A 16,558-nucleotide genomic window follows, 5' to 3' on the forward strand; every position below is an offset into this window, starting at 1 on the left:
CTGCTGATGCGGGGCGGCACCTCCAAGGGCGCCTACTTCCTCGCCGACGACCTGCCCGCCGAACCCTCCCTGCGCGACGCCCTGTTGCTGCGGATCATGGGCAGCCCGGACGAGCGCCAGATCGACGGCCTCGGCGGCGCGCACCCGCTCACCAGCAAGGTCGCCGTGATCTCCGCTTCCGCGGACCCGGACGCCGATGTGGACTACCTGTTCCTCCAAGTCGCCGTCGACCGGCCCGAGGTGAGTGACCGTCAGAACTGCGGGAACATCCTCGCCGGAGTCGGCCCGTTCGCGGTCGAGCGCGGGCTGGTTCCGGCGGGGGAGCAGGAGACCTCCGTCAGGATCCGCATGGTGAACACCGGCGACTTCGCGACCGCGACCTTCCCGACCCCCGGCGGCCGCGTCGACTACACCGGGGACGCCGAGATCTCGGGCGTGCCGGGCACGGCGGCGCCCGTGGTGATCGAGTTCCCGCCGGGCGCAAGGGAGTTGCTGCCCACCGGCAACGTCATTGACGTCATCGACGGCGTCGAGACGACCTGCGTGGACAACGGCATGCCGACCGTCCTCATCGCGGCGGCCTCGCTCGAGGTCACCGGTTACGAGCCGCCCCGGGACCTGGAGGAGGACGTGGCCCTGGCCGACCGCCTGCGCACCATCCGCCTGGAGGCGGGCCGGCTGATGGGCCTCGGTGACGTGTCCGACGCCACCGTCCCCAAGCTCACCCTGCTCGCCCCGCCCAGGAACGGCGGCGCGATCACCACCCGCACCTTCATCCCCGTGCGCTGCCACACCTCCATCGGCGTCCTGGGCGCGGCGAGCGTGGCCGCGGGGCTGCGGATCGAGGGCGCCGTGGGCGCGGACATCGCGGCGATCGACCCGACGAGCGACCGCGTCCGCATAGAACACCCCACGGGGTTCCTGGACATCGAGAGCAGTGTGACGGCCGGTCCCCACGGCCCGCCCGCCGCCCGGCGTACCGCCGTGGTGCGCACCGCCCGCAAGATCTTCGACGGCACCGTCTTCCCCCGGGCCGCCGACCGACCCACAGGAGGTCACCGATGACTCCGCCGCTCGGCGACATCGCCCACATCGGCCACACCCAGCTCTTCACTCCCGAACTCGACGCCAGCGTCGCCTTCTTCACCGACTTCCTCGGCCTCACGGTCAACGGCCAGGACGGCGACACGGTCTATCTGCGGACCTACGACGACTACGAGCACCACAGCCTGGTCCTCACCGCCCGCGAGCAGCCCGGCCTCGGCCGCCTCGCCCTGCGCAGCTCCAGCGAGGAGGCACTGCACCGCCGTATCAAGGCAGTCGAGGAGTCGGGCGGCGGCGGGCGGTGGGTCGAGGACGAACCCGGCCTCGGCAAGCTGTACGTCACCACCGACCCGGACGGCCACGAACACGCCCTGTACTGGGAGAGCGAGCACTACCGGGCCCCCGAGGAACTGAGGCCGGCCCTCAAGAACCAGCCGCAGGCCAAGCCCAACAGGGGAGTGGGCGTACGGCGGTTGGACCACGTCAACTTCCTCGCCGCCGACGTGCTCGCCAACGCCGAGTTCCAGCAGAACGTGCTCGGCGCCCGGCCGACCGAGCAGATCCGGCTGGACAGCGGGAGGATCGCGGCGCGCTGGCTGACGTACACCGACAAGTCGTACGACGTCGTCTACACCTCGGACTGGACCGGCAGCGAGGGGCGGCTGCACCACATCGCGTTCGCCACCGACACCCGCGAGGACGTGCTGCGGGCGGCCGATCTCGCCATCGACACCGGGGTGTTCGTCGAGACGGGACCGCACAAGCACGCCATCCAGCAGACGTTCTTCCTCTACGTCTACGAGCCCGGCGGCAACCGGATCGAGCTGTGCAACCCGCTCACCCGGCTGGTGCTCGCCCCCGACTGGCCGCTGATCACCTGGACCGAGGAGGAGCGCAAGAAGGGACAGGCCTGGGGGCTGAAGACCATCGAGTCCTTCCACACGCACGGGACCCCGCCGGTGGCCTGAGCCGCGCTTTTCTGAGCCGCCCCTGGATTGTCGATGAGATTGTTGACAAAAGCGTTGACACATCTGGGAGTGGCTCCTTAGCGTCTGGCGCACCACGTACGAGAGGTAACCAACGATGTCCTCCTCCCCCTCCCCGCTGTCCGCCCGCGGCAGCAGACTGGCTCTCCTGGTCGTCGGTCTGTGCTGGCTGGCCGTGCTCTTCGACGGGCTCGACATGTTCATCTACGGCTCGGTGCTGCCCCACCTGCTGGAGACCAGGACCTTCGGCCTCACCGCGGACCAGGCCGGTGACCTCGGCAGCTACGCCACCTTCGGGATGCTGGTCGGCGCGCTCACCGCCGGCACGATCGCCGACCGCGTCGGGCGCAAGAAGCTGATGGTCGCCTGCGTGACCCTCTTCTCGCTGGCCTCGGGACTGTGCGCGATCTCGGAGAGCGTCGCCGTCTTCGGCCTCGGCCGGACCCTGGCGGGCGTCGGTCTCGGCGGTCTGCTGCCCACCGCGATCAGCATGGTCTCCGACTACGCCCCGCGCGGCCGCGGCGCCCTCGTCATCGGCCTGCTGATGACCGCCCACCACGCGGGCGGCATCCTCTCCGCCTACGTCGCCAAGTGGCTCATCGACCCGGTCGGCTGGCGGGCCGCGTTCTGGGTGTGCGTGCTCCCGCTGCTCTTCGCCCCGGTGCTGGCCAAGTTCCTGCCCGAGTCGCTGAGCTTCCTGGTCGCCAAGGGCCGCACCGAGGAGGCCAGGGCGCTCGCCGGGCGCTACGACGTCGAGGTGCCGGCCGCCAGGACCGGCGGCGTCGGCGACCGCTGGGCCAACCTCGCGAACCTCTTCCGCGGCAACGAGTGGATCCAGACCCTGCTCTACTGGGTGGCCTCCTTCGGCGGGCTGCTCCTCGTCTACGGCGTCGCCACCTGGCTGCCCACCCTGATGCGGGCCGAGGGCTACGCACTGGGCTCCGCCCTGTCCTTCGTGGTCGTCTTCAACCTCGGCGGCATCGTGGGCATGCTGGTCGCGGGGCGGGCCGCCGACCGCTTCGGCGCGCCGCGCATCGCCGCGATCTGGTTCGCGCTGACCGCCGCGGGCGTCTTCCTGCTCAGCGTCCACATGTCGACGACCGTCACGATGATCGTCGTCTTCCTCACCGGGGTCTTCCTGAACAGCGCCCAGACGATGATCTACGCGACGGTCTCGATCCGCTCGAACGCGGACAACCGTGCCACCGCGGTCGGCTGGACCTCGGGCATGGGCCGCTTCGGCGCCGTCTTCGGCCCGTGGCTCGGTGGCCAGCTGCTCGCCTCGGGCCACGGCGACCGGGGCTTCACCGCGTTCGCCGTCGCGGGCCTGTCGTCCATGGTCTTCATCGGCATCGCCGCCCTGCGCGGCTCCCGGCGACCGACCGCCGACACCGAGCACGAACTGGTCGCCGCCCACTGACACCCACCTGGGGGCGCGGGGAACTGCGCGAGCGACCCACCGCGACCCGCAATCGCAAGGCGGCCGGTCGCCCCGAGCCCTCAGGCGCCCGTCAGTTCCTGACCCGCACCCCGTCCAGCGCGATCGACAGCACGCGATCGCGCTGGGCGTCGTCGTCGAAGGCCGTCGCGGTGATACCGGCGACCATCCGCAGCAGGTCCACGAAGTCCATGTCCCGCCGAGCCCGACCCGCCTCCTGCGCCCGCTCGAACAGCGGGCCGCCCGCCGCGTACATCGACTCCCGGCAGGCCGCGAAGATCTCCGACTCGTCGTTGAGCGCCTCGCGCACCGCCCGCTTGGTCACCATGTAGCCCGCGAACCGGTCGAGCCAGGCGGTCAGCGCCTCCCAGGGCTCCTCGTCGGCGAGCTCCAGGGCCGCCGTCACCAGGGTGTTCACCTCGTCCGCGTAGACGCTCTCGAAGAGATGGCGGCGGGTGGGGAAGTTCCGGTACAGCGTGCCGATGCCCACGCCCGCGCGCCGCGCGATGTCCTCCAGGGACGCCTCCGCGCCGTGCTCGGCGAACGCCTCGCGCGCGGCGGCCAGCAGGGCGTCGTAGTTGCGGGCGGCGTCCTTCCGGTGGGGCCGGCGGGACGCGACGATCTCGCTGACGGGGAACGGCGACGGGGCGGTCACTGCTGCCTCCCGGGGCTGAAACGGAGGTCCACCTCCGGAACGGGTTGAAGCGGAGGTGTGCCTCCGCTAGAGTGGAGGCGTACCTCCACTTTATCAGCCGAGGTGCCTCCATCGTCCTTTCCGCGACCGCTTCCCACGAGGCTCCGGCCGCACCCCGTTCGCTCGGAGAGGCTCTTCATGCCCCGCTCGTCCACCCGCCTCACCTTCGCGGTCCTCGCGGCCGGTGCAGGCGTGTTCTCCATGCTCCAGTCGCTGATCGCGCCGGCCCTGCCGACCGTCCAGCACGCCCTGCACACCTCGCAGTCCACCGTGACCTGGGTGATGACCGCGTATCTGCTGTCCGCCTCGATCTTCACGCCGATCCTCGGCCGCGTCGGCGACCTGATCGGCAAGAAGCGCACGCTCGTCGCCGTCCTGGTGACCGTGGCCGTCGGCTGTCTGCTCGCCGCGCTCGCCCCGAGCATCGGCGTCCTGATCGTCGCCCGGGTCGTCCAGGGCGTCGGCGGCGCCCTGTTCCCGCTCTCCTTCGGCATCATCCGGGACGAGTTCGCCGCGTCCGAGGTCAGCGGCTCCATCAGCAACCTGTCCGCCGTGATCGCCGCCGGCGGTGGCGTCGGCATGGTCGCCGCCGGTCCCATCGTGACCGCGCTCGACTACCGCTGGCTGTTCTGGATCCCGGTCGCCATCGTGATCGCCGCCACCCTCATCGCCGTACGGTATGTCCCCGAGTCGCCCCACAGGGCGCGGGGGAACGTCAACTGGCTCGGTGCCGTGCTGCTGTCCGCGTGGCTGGTCGCGCTGCTGCTGCCGCTCAGCCAGGCGGCCCGGTGGGGCTGGGGCTCGGCCCGGGTGCTCGGTCTGTTCGGTGCCGCCGTCGCGCTGTTCGCGCTGTGGCTGTACTCCGAGGCCCGCTCCCGCACCCCGCTGATCGACCTGCGGGTCATGAGGCTCCCTGCCGTGTGGACCACCAACACCGCGGCCCTGCTCTTCGGCGCCGGGATGTACTCGATCTGGTCCTTCCTGCCGGGCTTCGTGCAGACGCCGTCCGAGGCCGGATACGGCTTCGGCGCGAGCGTCACCGCGGCCGGACTGCTCATGCTGCCGATGCTGGTCGCGATGTTCCTCTCCGGTGTGCTCAGCGGTCGGCTGGAGCCGGTCGTCGGCGCCAAGGCCCTGCTGGTGACCGGCGCCGCGCTGGGCGCGGTGGCGTGCGGCTTCCTCGCCCTGTGGCACGACGAGCAGTGGCAGATCGCCGTCGTCGCGGGCCTGTTCGGCCTCGGAATCGGACTCGCCTTCGCCTCCATGGCCAACCTGATCGTGGGCAGCGTCCCGGCCGACCAGACCGGCGCCGCGACCGGCATGAACGCCAACATCCGCACCATCGGCGGCTCCGTCGGCGCGGCCGTCACCAGCGTCCTGGTCACCGGCCGGCTCCAGCCCTCGGGCCTGCCGTACGAGTCCGGGTACACCCACGGCTTCACCCTGCTGGCCGTGCTGTGCCTGGCGGCGGCGCTGGCCGCCCTGCTCGTTCCGGTACGGCGGGCCACGCGCCGGGTCGTCACGGACGGCACCGAGGTCCGCGAGCCGGTCACCGCCCGGGGCTGACGTTCCGCCCAGCAGGCCCGGCGCGTGCGTGGGGTAGGGTTTACCCGCGCGATCACACGGAACACCCGTGGGAGACGCGGCCGGGACGTGGCGCAGCTTGGTAGCGCACTTGACTGGGGGTCAAGGGGTCGCAGGTTCAAATCCTGTCGTCCCGACGGCACGAAGGGCCTTCGCGGGCAACAGCCCGCGGGGCCCTTTTTCGTGGTCCTTTCGCAGGGCCGACCGGCCCCTTGATGGGACCAGTGGGGCCCTGTTCGCCGGGTGCGTCCCCCGGAAGGGTGAGAAGCTGAGCGAAGGGGAGCGCTGCCCATGACCTGACGACGCGTGGTGGTGAGCACCGTGGCTGAAGGTGACAGGAACATTGCGGTTCCGGCCGAAGGCCGTGTCGATCCGCTCGGTGGCCCATTTCTGCGCACACGGTTCGCCGTGCCGTCCCGGCCCGCCGTGTTCCTTGAGCGCACACGCCTCACCCGGCACCTCGACCAGGCCCTGCGGACCCCTCTGACCATGGTCAACGGCTCCGCCGGCGCGGGGAAGACCGCTCTCGTCGCCGACTGGACCGCGGGTCTGGACCAGCCCGTCACCTGGCTCACCGTCGAGGCGGAGGAACAGCGGCCCGGCATGTTCTGGGCGTACTTCCTCCAGGCGATGCGCGCCTCCGGCACCCCGCTGTCCGACCGGGTCCACTGCCCGGCGGACCCGAGCCGGGTGAGCCACAAGGTGCTCTCGGAGATCGCCGAGGACCTGGTCGGACGCGACCCGGCCCCGCTGGTGGTGCTCGACGAGTTCGACCGGGTGAGCGCCTCACAGGTGGCGGAGCAGCTGGAATTCGTGCTCCAGCACTCCGGCGCCGGACTGCGGCTGGTCCTCGTCACCCGCAACGAGCCGATGTTCTCCCTGCACCGCTACCGGGCGGCCGGAGCCCTCACGGAGGTCCGCGACGCCGAGCTCGCCTTCACCCCGCAGGAGGCGGCGACACTGCTGGAACTGCACGGGCTGCGCCTGCCCGCGGACGCCGTACGCGCCCTGGTGGAGCGCACCCGCGGCTGGGCCGCCGGCCTGCGGCTGTGCGCCCTGGCGGCGCAGCAGAGCCCGGACCCGCAGACGTATCTCAAGGAGTTCGAGGCCGACCGCAGCACGGTCGCCGACTTCCTGCTGGCGGAGGTGCTCAGCCGCCAGCCGGGGGAGACGCAGGACCTCCTGCTGCGCGTGAGTGTGCTGGACCGCTTCTGCCCCGACCTGGTGAATGAACTGACCCACCGGACCGACGCGGACCGCATCCTCGCCGAGCTGTACCGCGACAACGCCTTCGTCGAACAGTTGGGCCAGGGCTGGTACCGCCTGCACCCGCTGTTCGGGGAGATACTCCAGACCCACCTGCGGGTCCGCAGCCCCGGCCTGGAACCCGATCTGCACCTCTCCGCGGCCCAGTGGCTGCGGCGCCGCGGCACCCTCCCGGAGGCGCTCGCCCACGGTGCCGCCGCCGCCGACTGGGACTTCACCGCCGGCGCTCTCGTCGACGACCTGGCGATAGGGCAGTTCTTCACTGGCCTGCGCTCCGACGACCTCAACGAGCTGTTCTCCGGGATGGGCCCCGAGTCCACGGGTCCCGCCACGGAACTCGTCCGGGCGGCTCGCGACCTGGCGCAGAGCGACCTCGACCGGGGCATGGCCCACCTGCACCACGCCGAGGCGCGGCTGGCCGTCGAGGAGGGCGACCCGGCGGCGGCCCAGCTGAGCTGGGCGCTCCTGGAGACGGTGGCCGCCAGACTGACCGGCTCCCCGGCCCGCGCCGAGCAGGCCGCCGAGACCGCGGACGAGGTGCGGCCGGAGGTCCCCGCGCACCTCCTGGACAAGCACCCCGAGCTGCCCGCCCTGCTGCTCACGCACCTGGGCTCCACGCGTCTGTGGGCCGGACGCTACGAGGACGCCCGCGCCGCCCTGACCGAGGCGGCCGACTGTCCCGGCGGGGCCCTGACGGTGCTGCCCCGGGAGGAGTCGATGGGCCACCTGGCGCTGATCGACTATCTGAACGGATGGCCCGGCCGGGCCGAGCACAAGGCCCTGGCGGCGATGACGGAGACGGAGCGGTTCAGCCTGCCCCAGCCCTCGGGCTCCGGCATCGAGCGGCTGGTGCTGGCCGCCGTGGCGGTCGACCGCAACGAGCTGGGCCGGGCCCAGGCTCTCCTCGACGAGGCCGACGAGCTCGGCCACGAGACCCAGGACCCGGTGAAGGCCGCCGGGCGGGCCATCGCCGCGGCCCGGCTCCAGCTGGCGCGGGGCAACGGGCGGGCGGCCATGGAGTCGGCGGCCCCGGCCCTGTCCACCGCCGTCGCCTCACCGTGGGCGGAGAGCCTGGAGCGGGTGGTCGCCTCCATCGTCCACCTGGCCGAAGGGCGCGCCGAGACGGCAGCCGAGGTGCTGCGGAACCTGCCGGACGACCAGCCGGCGTGGGCGGTGGAGGCCGCACGCATCCAGCTCGCCGCCGGACGACCGGGCGCCGCGATCGACCTTCTCGACAGCGTGCCCGCCGGGAGCCGGCCCGGGCCCGCGGTGACCGTCCGGGCGGCACTGGTGAGAGCGCAGGCCGCCGAAGCGGCGGGTGACGCCGACACGGCCCGCCGGTTCGTCGCGCAGGCCCTGCTCGCCGCCCGGCGCGAACGGCTGCGGCGCCCCTTCCTGGACGCCGGGCGGTGGATCAGGCCACTGCTGGCCACGCCGTCGCTGCGGGTGCTGGCCGACGGATGGCTCCTGCCCGACCCCGCGGCCGCCGGCGGACCGGCCGGAGCCCCGCCCCCCGCGCCCGTCGTCGTGCAGGAGCTGAGCGAGCGCGAGCGCGACGTCCTGCGACGGCTGGCCCAGATGATGTCGACGCAGGAGATCGCCGCGGACCTGTACCTGTCGGTGAACACGGTGAAGACCCACCTCAAGAGCCTGTACCGGAAGCTGGCGGTGAACCGCCGCAGCGAGGCCGTACGGCGCGCACGGGACCTGCGGCTCCTGTGACTCCTGTGATTCCTGTGAGGACACCGCGGGTCGCCCGCGACGGGTGAGGCGCCGGGCCGCCCCTTCCGCTGCGATGGAGGGGGCGGCCGCCCGCACCGCCGCCGCGAACCGACCTGGCGAGGTGTTGACCGTGAGACGCTGGCGCGCTCTGATCGTCCTGGGGACGGCTCAGTTCCTGATGGTCCTGGACACCTCGGTCATGAACGTCTCGATCAGCCAACTGGTCGAGGACTTCGACACCGAGGTCACCACCATCCAGGCCGTCATCACCCTGTACGCGCTGGTCATGGCCGCGTTCATGATCATCGGCGGCAGGCTCGGCGACATCCTGGGCCGCCGCCGGCTCTTCTTCCTCGGACTCGTCGTGTACGCCGTGGGATCGGCCCTGACCGCGCTGGCCCCCACCGTGTGGGTCCTCGCCCTGGGCTGGTCGGTCATCGAGGGGCTCGGCGCCGCCATGGTGCTGCCGGCCATGGCGGCCCTCGTCGCGGAGTCCTACCGCGGACCGGACCGGGCCGTCGCCTACGGCGTCATCGGCGGCCTCGCCGGCGCGGGGATCGCGGTCGGGCCGCTGCTCGGCGGCTGGGTGACCACCTACCTCACCTGGCGGCTGGTGTTCGTCGGCGAGGTCGTCGTCGTCCTGGCCGTGCTGTGCTGCCGCCGGATGATCACCGAACCGGCCCGCACCGGGACCCGCCCCCGCCTCGACGGGATCGGCGCCGTGCTGTCGGCCGCCGGGCTGGGGCTGGGCGTGCTCGGGGTGCTCCAGAGCAGCACCTGGGGCTGGGTCTCGCCCCGCAACCCGCCCTTCACCGTCCTCGGATTCTCCCCGACGCTGTTCGTCGTCGGGGCCGGAGCGGCCGTCCTCGCCCTCTTCGTCCGCTGGGAGCGACGGAGGGCCGAACGGGGCACCGACCCCCTCGTCCATCTGCCCCTGCTGGGCCGGCCGGCGCTGCGCTCCGGTCTGATGGCCCTGCTGAGCCAGAACCTCATCCTGCTGGGACTGTTCTTCGTCATCCCGCTCTACCTGCAGGTGGTCCAGGGCTTCGACGCGTTCGAGACCGGGCTGCGGCTGCTCCCGGTGTCGATCACCATGCTCGCCGCCTCCATGCTGGCCTCCTCGCTGGGGCGGGCGGTCGGACCGCGCCGGATGGTCCGGCTCGCCCTCGTCACCCTGGCGGTCGCCGTCGTGTGGCTGCTGGCCACCATCGACCCGGTCATCGACGACGCGCAGTTCGCCGGAGCCATGGCCCTGGTGGGCGTGGGCACCGGACTGCTCGCCTCGCAGCTGGGCAACGTCGTCCAGTCCAGCGTCGGTGAGGAGGAGCGCAGCGAGGTCGGCGGGCTCCAGTTCACGGCGCAGAACCTGGGCTCCGCGCTGGGCACGGCCCTCATCGGGTCGATCCTCCTCGGTTCGCTGGCGCACGCCTTCACCTCGCAGGTCGAGGACGATCCGCGGCTCTCCCGAGAGGCCCGTACCCAGACCGGTATCGCCCTCGAGTCGGGGATCTCCTTCGTCACCACCGACCAGGTGCGCTCGGCGGCCGCGGACGCCGGACTGCCGCCCTCCGAGGTCGACGCCGTCGCCGACTCCTACGCCTCCGCGCAGCTCGACGGCCTCAAGGCGGCGATCCTCGCCACCGGCGGCATCACGCTGGCCAGCCTCCTCGTCACACCGAACCTCCCGGCCGGCCGGAAGAGCCGTAACGCGGCCCCGAAGACGGCCGCGCCGGCCCCCTCGGCCGGACCGGCGCGCTGACCCGCAGGGAGCACCGATGTCCACCACCGACCACAGCACGGTCCGCGGGGCCGGTACCGGTCGCCGGGCCCGCGGCGACTACACCGGCGGCGTCTACGGATCCATGCTCGCGGCCTCCGTGGTGATCGGCGCCGGCACCCTCGGCTCGTTCCCGCGCATCGAGCTGGTGGTGCTGTTGCTGCTCACGGGGGTGGCGTTCTGGATCGCGCATGTGCACGCCCAGCTGTTCGGGTCACGTCTCGCGCAGCAGCGCCTCGACCGCCAGGTCGTGTTCCACGCCTGCCGGGAGGAGTGGCCGATCGTCAAGGCCGCCGTGCCGCCGGCCGTGGCGGTGGCGGTCAGTCCACTGCTGGGCCTCGGGGTGCAGGGCGCCCTCTGGCTGGCCCTCTCCGTCGCGGTGGCCGGGCAGGTGGGCTGGTCCATGGCCGCTGCCCGCCGGGCCGGTGCCTCCTGGCGCCTGGTGGCCGCCACCGCCTCGGTCAACCTCCTGATCGGCCTGCTGATCATCTCCTTCAAGGTGTTCCTGAAACACTGAACCCGCTCGTCCGAGAGCCGCCGGCGGATCACCTGTGCCGGGTGAGGCCGGGAGGTGCCGGGCGAGGGGACCATCGCAGAACAGGGCACCGAACGCCCTCCCGGTCGCCCGCGGGGAGCAGAGCCCATGCGCTACGAGATCCGAGTCGACGGACACATGTCGGACACACTGGCCGAAGCATTTCCCGAGCTGGAACGCGTGGTCATGTCCGGACAGACCGTCCTGTTCGGCTCCGTGGTGGACGAGGCGCACCTGTTCGGCCTGCTGGCCCGCTGCCAGTCGCTGGGCCTGCACGTGGTGGAGATGCGGCGGATGCCGGAGTGACCGCGCGCAGGCCCCGGCCCCGGCGCTCAGAGGCTCTCCGCGGTGACCCGGCCGGAGCGCACGGCGGCGGCCAGTGCCTCGAAGTCCTGCTCGTTCCGGTCGGCGTAGGACTGGGCGTATCCGGTGAGCGCCTGGTCGAAGCGGTCGCCGGAGCCCAGGTAGGCGGCGATGGCGATCGGATCACCGGAACGGGCGTGCGCCCGGGCCAGCGAGGCACCGCACAGCCGCGCGAACAGCCCGAGCAGGCCGGGGTCCATGGTCTCCGGGTGCACGATGCCCTTCCAGTCCCGCAACTGCCGTACGTAGAAGTCGCGTTCGTGGCCGTCGATGCCCACCACGTGCGTCCAGCCCAGGAAGATGTCGCTGGTCGTCTGGATCAGGCGCTGGCCGGTGACGACCCGGCGGCCCTGGTTGTCGAAGCGGTCGGCGCCGGTCTGTGCGGCCAGCACCGACTCCTGGGCCTCCTTGGCCTGGAGGAGCAGCGGATCGTCGTCGTCCCGGCCGAGCAGCAGCAGGATCCAGCAGCGGGTGCCGACACTGCCCACGCCCACCACCTTGCGGGCCATGTCCACCAGACGGAAGTGGTGCAGCAGGTGCCGGCGCTCGGACGGCAGGGTGAGCGTGTACTCCTCCAGGACGGTCTGGAGCTCCTTCTCCTGCTGGTTGTCCGCCGCGTCGGCCAGCAGATCCCTCAGCGGGGTGATCAGCGGCGGGTCGGCGGTGATCCGGCGCCCCTCGGGCGTGCTGCGCGTGAGCTTCGCGAAGGCCTGGAGATGGGTGCGGGTCCGGGCCTGCTCGGTGGCCCGGGTGGTACGGCGCCTGGTCTTCTTGTCCATCGAGGAGGCGAGCAGCGCGCGGAGGTGCTCGACGTCGTCCTGGGCGTACCAGATGTCCAGGGTGCGCATGCCCGCGAGGTCACGCATCCGTTTCCGGTAGGCCCGGACACAGGTGCGCACGATGGTGTTCTGCTCCCTGAGGGAGAAGCCGTTGGCGCGCCCCGCGATGGCGAAGCTGGTGGCCAGGCGCTTGACGTCCCATTCGAAGGGGCCGGGCAGCGTCTCGTCGAAGTCGTTGATGTCGAAGACCAGATGACGCTCCGGCGAGGCCAGCAGCCGGAAGTTCAGCAGATGCGCGTCTCCGCACAACTGCACCCGCAGTCCCGTGTCCGGGGCCGCCCCCAGGTCCGCCGCCATGATCGCGGCCGCGCCGCGGTAGAAACGGAACGGCGACTCGAGCATGCGGCCGTAGCGGATCGGCACCAACTCGGGTACCCGGGTGGCCGACTGACGCTCTATCACCTCGACGGGGTCGAACCGCTCCGGGCCCGCATCGAGGAAGCCGTGGCTCGAACGGGACGCGCGGGCACGGGCGTTCTTGCCGATCGCCGCCCGTTCCGCGGGCGACAGAAGGACCGTGGAGGAGACGGTTGCGGTCATGGCTGGACCTCCTGGATCGACGACGAGGAGCCGCACCACGACCGGCGGGCCGCGCACCCGCACGGCGGGGGGTGACGGCCTCGGACATCGCCCGCCGGACCGGGGCGGGGGTGGTGCGTCCCGGCGCTCGGGGGAGCGCTCATCTCGTCCCTCTTCGTTCGGGCCGCCGCCGGGCCGGCGTACGGCCTCGGTTCCAGCCCACCGGCCCCGCAGGACCGCCGGATCACCCACGGCGGGTGACCCGGCCGCCCGCGGCACGCGGGACGCTGGCCGCGTGAGGGACCGCGCACCGCCCCGGGCGGTGCGCGGACGACCCGTTCGACCGGGCGAGGAGCAGCCATGACCACGCAGCGAGGTCCGGCATCACGTACCGCACCGGAGGACAGCCCCTACGGGACCGATCAGCCGGTGGGCGGAGCGGACGTACTGGAGCGGCTCGGCCGTTCCTGGACCTGGATCCTGGGTTCCGCGATCGCCACGCTCGTGCCGGGCGTCCTCGTCCTGGTGTGGCCGGAGGAGACGCTGCACGTCCTCGCCGTCCTGATCGGCCTGTACCTGCTGGTCGCGGGGGCGTTCCGGTTCGTGTCCGTCTTCGCCTGGCACGCGCCCGGCGAACGGCTCATCGGGCTGCTCATGGCCGTGCTGTACGTCCTCGCCGGCGTGCTCTGCCTGCGCAATCCGCTCCAGACCATCGCCGCGCTCTCCCTGATCGTCGGAGTCGTCTGGCTGGTGTCCGGGATCCTCACCCTCTACACGGCGATCACCGCCGAGGACCTGCCGCACCGCGCCTTCGTGCTGGGCATGGCCGTGGTCGCCATCGTCGCCGGGATCGTGGTGCTGGCCCTGCCGGCCGAGTCGGCCCGCGCGCTGACCCGGCTGCTCGGCCTGTGGCTCGTGCTGCTGGGGCTGTTCGAGCTGGTGCTCGCCCTGGCCTGGCGCGCCGCGCTGCGCCGGTCCGGCATCACCACCGGGCACCACGAGCCGGCGAGCGTGTAAGGCCCGCGACGTCCGCGGTCTGCGACGTCCGAGGCCGGCGAGCGGCTGCGGCTTGCGGCGTCCGAGACCTGCGGCGTCCGAGGCCCGCGGACGTCTGAGGGCCGTGACCTGTGCGAGGCCCGCGGACGTCCGAGGCCTGTGACCTCCGAGGCCGGCGGACGCCTGCGGCGGCGGACGCCTGAGATGGCGGATGCCCGAGGCGGTGGATGCCCGAGGCCCGCGGACGGCTGAGAACGAGCCCGGTCGGCCGGGCTCACAACGACGGAGACATCATGTATCCCGCCTCCACCCCCGGGGCGCAGGGCGGCGCCACCCCCACCGACACCGGTCACACCGTGACCGCCGACGAACACGCCGAGTACCAGCGGCTGCGCCGTGCCGCGAAGCTGCGCCACCGACGACTGCGCTACGCGGGTGCCACGGTCCTCCTGGCGCTGACGCTCCTGCTCGCACCGCTCGCCCTCGTCGCGACCTGGGTGCACGACCAGGTCTCCGACACCGACCGGTATGTGCGGACCGTCGCACCACTGGCCTCGGACCCGGCCGTGCAGAACGTCGTGATCGACCGGTTGACCGACCGGGTGGTGGCCCAGGTGGACGTGGCAGCCATCACGGCCGCGCTCACCAGGACACTGGCCGACGGCGGGGCACCGCCCCGGGTGGTCGAGGGGGCCCGGTCCCTCACCACCCCGCTGCGCTCCGCCGTCCGCTCCGTCGTGGACCGCATCGTGACCCGGGTGGTCACCGGCGAGGCCTTCCAGCAGGCGTGGGAAGGCGCCAACCGGCGGGCTCACGCCACCGTGCTGAACATGCTCACCGGCGACCGCGAGGGGGCTGTGCGGGCCGAGGGGGACACTGTGCGGCTGGACATCGGCGCCGTGGTCGACCAGGTGCGGCAACGCCTCGTCGACGCCGGCTTCGAGAAGGCCGCCGCCATCCCGGACACCGACCGCACCGTCACGCTGTTCCGTACCGAACAACTCGCCAAGGCCCAGGACGGGATGCGGCTGCTGGACGTCGTCGGCACCTGGCTGCCCGTCCTGACGCTCGCCCTCGGCGCCCTCGCCGTGTGGGTCGCTCCCGGCCACCGGGTGATGGTGATGATCACCGCGCTCGGCGTCGGCCTGACGGCGGTGGTGGTGCTCGTCGCACTGGTCGTGCTGCGGCGCGTCTACCTGGACTCCGTGCCGTCCGCGACGCTGCCGCCCGACGCCGCCGCCGCGGTCTTCGACACCTTCGTCCGCTTCCTGCGCGCGAGCGCCCGCACCCTTCTCGTGGTCTGCCTGCTCACGGCCCTGACCGCCTACCTCTACGGCCCCGGCCGGGCCGCCCGCGGTGTGCGCGGCCTCGCCGGGCGCGGGGCGGTGGGCGCCGGGAGCGCGCTGCGCCGCGCGGGGATGACCACCGGTCTCACCGGACACTGGCTGTCCGCGCACCGGCAGTGGACCACCGGGGTCACCATCGGCGCGGGCGCCCTCGCCCTCGTCCTCTGGAACCACCCCACCGTGGGCGCGGTCACCCTCGTCCTGGTGCTGGTCCTGGTGGTGCTGGCGATCACGGCGGTACTGGCCGCCGCACAACCGCAGCCGGACACCGGCGACCGACCGGGACCCGCGCTGGCGTGAGCCGCGCCGCCGTCCCGGCCGTGACCGCGCCCCCTCCTGCCGCCGCCGCGGGCCCCTGCCGGGGCATCCCGCTCACCCGCCCCGGGTGAAGCCGTCCGCGTCTTGCCGTGGGCACGCTGAGGACGGCACCGACAGGCGGCCGGGCGAAGGCCCCGGACGGAGGAGAGTGACATGAGTGCGTCCACGTACCTCGCGTACGACTATCCGCTGCTGAGCGTCTTCTGGTCCATGCTGTGGTTCTTCCTGTGGATCATGTGGTTCGTCCTGCTCTTCCGGATCGTCGTCGACATCTTCCGGGACGACGCCCTGAGCGGCTGGGCCAAGGCCGGCTGGCTGGTGTTCACGATCGTCCTGCCCTTCCTGGGTGTCTTCGTGTACGTCATCGCCCGAGGCAAGAACATGGGCCGCCGTGAGGTCGCCCAGGCACGGGCGCAGCAGCAGGCCTTCGACTCGTACATCCGTGAGACCGCCAAGGACGGCGGCGGGACCAGCAGCGTCGACGAACTGGCCCGGCTGTCGGAGATCCGCGCCAAGGGCGACATCACGGACGAGGAGTTCGCCAGGGCGAAGGACCTCGTCCTGAGCGGCCAGGGTTCGGGGACGTCCGCGGGCGTCGCCGCCACCTCCCGGCACTGAGCCGGCCGATCGAAAGGAGGGGTCAGGATGACCGCCACCCACCACACCGCACGTCAGTCCACGGCCAAGCAGGACTGGGCCGCCGGCACGACGGTCTTCGCGGCCGTGATGCTGATGCTCGCCGGAGTGCTCGACATCTTCCGGGGCATCATGGCCATCGCCGAGGACGACGTCTTCGTCACCACGCGCAACTACGTCTTCGAGTTCGACCTGACCAGCTGGGGCTGGATCCATCTCGCGCTGGGCGCGATCGGCGTGCTGGTGAGCCTCGGGCTCTTCCGCGCGGCCACCTGGGCCCGGGTGTCCGGGGTCGCCATCGCCGGGCTCATCATCATCGCGAACTTCCTCTCCCTGCCGTACTACCCGGCCTGGTCGATCGTGATGATCGCGATCTCGGGGTTCGTCATCTGGGCCCTGTGCACGGTCCGCCGCGACGACTCCTTCGAACCGTTCGAGCGCCCCGGGCGCGACATCTGACGACGCGGCATGCAGGGGGTTCGTGTCGGGGGCGGC

At 72.3% G+C, this 16,558-nt stretch carries 14 protein-coding genes and 1 tRNA gene; 13 read left to right on the plus strand and 2 right to left on the minus strand.

Going from position 1 to position 16,558, the window contains the following annotated elements:
• The first annotated feature begins 6 nt into the window (after positions 1-6).
• The 3 genes from AC2XR2_RS38135 (at position 7) to AC2XR2_RS38145 (ending at position 3,450) form a co-directional block, all read left to right on the plus strand.
• On the plus strand, positions 7-1,065 hold the full coding sequence (locus AC2XR2_RS38135) for a 4-oxalomesaconate tautomerase (RefSeq protein WP_491518570.1): 1,059 nt from the start codon (positions 7-9) through the stop codon (positions 1,063-1,065).
• Positions 1,062-2,012: a catechol 2,3-dioxygenase gene (locus tag AC2XR2_RS38140; protein ID WP_491517582.1), complete on the plus strand. Its 951-nt coding sequence runs from the start codon at positions 1,062-1,064 to the stop codon at positions 2,010-2,012. The genes AC2XR2_RS38135 and AC2XR2_RS38140 overlap by 4 nt, the downstream gene beginning before the upstream one ends.
• A 115-nt stretch (positions 2,013-2,127) precedes the next feature.
• Complete coding sequence (locus AC2XR2_RS38145) at positions 2,128-3,450, plus strand: MFS transporter (RefSeq protein WP_491517583.1); 1,323 nt, start codon at positions 2,128-2,130, stop codon at positions 3,448-3,450.
• A 91-nt stretch (positions 3,451-3,541) separates the two neighbouring features.
• Here the strand turns inward: AC2XR2_RS38145 and AC2XR2_RS38150 are convergent, their stop codons facing one another.
• Complete coding sequence (locus tag AC2XR2_RS38150; protein WP_381295839.1) at positions 3,542-4,123, minus strand: TetR/AcrR family transcriptional regulator; 582 nt, start codon at positions 4,121-4,123, stop codon at positions 3,542-3,544.
• Positions 4,124-4,300: 177 nt separating this feature from the next.
• Here AC2XR2_RS38150 and AC2XR2_RS38155 point away from each other — a divergent pair, with 177 nt between their 5' ends.
• From AC2XR2_RS38155 to AC2XR2_RS38180, 6 genes are all read left to right on the plus strand, one after another.
• Positions 4,301-5,728 carry an MFS transporter gene (locus AC2XR2_RS38155; protein ID WP_449350417.1) on the plus strand — a complete coding sequence of 476 codons (1,428 nt, stop codon included), beginning with the start codon at positions 4,301-4,303 and terminating at the stop codon, positions 5,726-5,728.
• 81 nt (positions 5,729-5,809) lie between these two features.
• Positions 5,810-5,883 (plus strand) — tRNA-Pro (locus AC2XR2_RS38160).
• Between the two features lie 169 nt (positions 5,884-6,052).
• Complete coding sequence (locus AC2XR2_RS38165) at positions 6,053-8,734, plus strand: winged helix-turn-helix domain-containing protein (protein WP_491517584.1); 2,682 nt, start codon at positions 6,053-6,055, stop codon at positions 8,732-8,734.
• A 130-nt stretch (positions 8,735-8,864) separates the two neighbouring features.
• The gene (locus AC2XR2_RS38170) at positions 8,865-10,493 is read left to right on the plus strand and encodes an MFS transporter (RefSeq protein WP_491517585.1); all 1,629 of its coding nucleotides are present in this window, start codon (positions 8,865-8,867) and stop codon (positions 10,491-10,493) included.
• 16 nt (positions 10,494-10,509) lie between these two features.
• Positions 10,510-11,028, plus strand: a complete 519-nt coding sequence (locus tag AC2XR2_RS38175; RefSeq protein WP_381295846.1) for a hypothetical protein — start codon at positions 10,510-10,512, stop codon at positions 11,026-11,028.
• A gap of 126 nt (positions 11,029-11,154) precedes the next feature.
• Positions 11,155-11,352, plus strand: a complete 198-nt coding sequence (locus AC2XR2_RS38180) for a DUF8691 family protein (RefSeq protein WP_330263099.1) — start codon at positions 11,155-11,157, stop codon at positions 11,350-11,352.
• Positions 11,353-11,378: 26 nt separating this feature from the next.
• Here AC2XR2_RS38180 and AC2XR2_RS38185 read toward each other — a convergent pair whose 3' ends face one another.
• On the minus strand, positions 11,379-12,788 hold the full coding sequence (locus AC2XR2_RS38185; RefSeq protein WP_491517586.1) for a DUF2252 domain-containing protein: 1,410 nt from the start codon (positions 12,786-12,788) through the stop codon (positions 11,379-11,381).
• 339 nt (positions 12,789-13,127) lie between these two features.
• Here AC2XR2_RS38185 and AC2XR2_RS38190 point away from each other — a divergent pair, with 339 nt between their 5' ends.
• The 4 genes from AC2XR2_RS38190 (at position 13,128) to AC2XR2_RS38205 (ending at position 16,522) form a co-directional block, all read left to right on the plus strand.
• Positions 13,128-13,784 carry a DUF308 domain-containing protein gene (locus AC2XR2_RS38190; protein ID WP_330263097.1) on the plus strand — a complete coding sequence of 219 codons (657 nt, stop codon included), beginning with the start codon at positions 13,128-13,130 and terminating at the stop codon, positions 13,782-13,784.
• A 272-nt stretch (positions 13,785-14,056) separates the two neighbouring features.
• Complete coding sequence (locus AC2XR2_RS38195; RefSeq protein ID WP_491517587.1) at positions 14,057-15,409, plus strand: hypothetical protein; 1,353 nt, start codon at positions 14,057-14,059, stop codon at positions 15,407-15,409.
• Between the two features lie 171 nt (positions 15,410-15,580).
• Entirely contained in the window at positions 15,581-16,045 is a 465-nt protein-coding gene (locus AC2XR2_RS38200) for an SHOCT domain-containing protein (RefSeq protein ID WP_381295852.1), read from the plus strand.
• 27 nt (positions 16,046-16,072) lie between these two features.
• On the plus strand, positions 16,073-16,522 hold the full coding sequence (locus AC2XR2_RS38205; protein ID WP_381295854.1) for a DUF7144 family membrane protein: 450 nt from the start codon (positions 16,073-16,075) through the stop codon (positions 16,520-16,522).
• Positions 16,523-16,558 lie beyond the last annotated feature (36 nt).

This window comes from Streptomyces sp. LS-MS-L19, assembly GCF_058382285.1.

Bases quoted from the DNA above. Each gene is read 5' to 3' on its own strand.
- AC2XR2_RS38135 (WP_491518570.1), top strand. From the start codon at position 7: ATGCGGGGCGGCACCTCCAAGGGCGCCTACTTCCTCGCCGACGACCTG.
- AC2XR2_RS38140 (WP_491517582.1), top strand. From the start codon at position 1,062: ATGACTCCGCCGCTCGGCGACATCGCCCACATCGGCCACACCCAGCTC.
- AC2XR2_RS38145 (WP_491517583.1), top strand. From the start codon at position 2,128: ATGTCCTCCTCCCCCTCCCCGCTGTCCGCCCGCGGCAGCAGACTGGCT.
- AC2XR2_RS38155 (WP_449350417.1), top strand. From the start codon at position 4,301: ATGCCCCGCTCGTCCACCCGCCTCACCTTCGCGGTCCTCGCGGCCGGT.
- AC2XR2_RS38175 (WP_381295846.1), top strand. From the start codon at position 10,510: ATGTCCACCACCGACCACAGCACGGTCCGCGGGGCCGGTACCGGTCGC.
- AC2XR2_RS38180 (WP_330263099.1), top strand. From the start codon at position 11,155: ATGCGCTACGAGATCCGAGTCGACGGACACATGTCGGACACACTGGCC.
- AC2XR2_RS38185 (WP_491517586.1), bottom strand. From the start codon at position 12,788: ATGACCGCAACCGTCTCCTCCACGGTCCTTCTGTCGCCCGCGGAACGG.
- AC2XR2_RS38190 (WP_330263097.1), top strand. From the start codon at position 13,128: ATGACCACGCAGCGAGGTCCGGCATCACGTACCGCACCGGAGGACAGC.
- AC2XR2_RS38195 (WP_491517587.1), top strand. From the start codon at position 14,057: ATGTATCCCGCCTCCACCCCCGGGGCGCAGGGCGGCGCCACCCCCACC.
- AC2XR2_RS38200 (WP_381295852.1), top strand. From the start codon at position 15,581: ATGAGTGCGTCCACGTACCTCGCGTACGACTATCCGCTGCTGAGCGTC.
- AC2XR2_RS38205 (WP_381295854.1), top strand. From the start codon at position 16,073: ATGACCGCCACCCACCACACCGCACGTCAGTCCACGGCCAAGCAGGAC.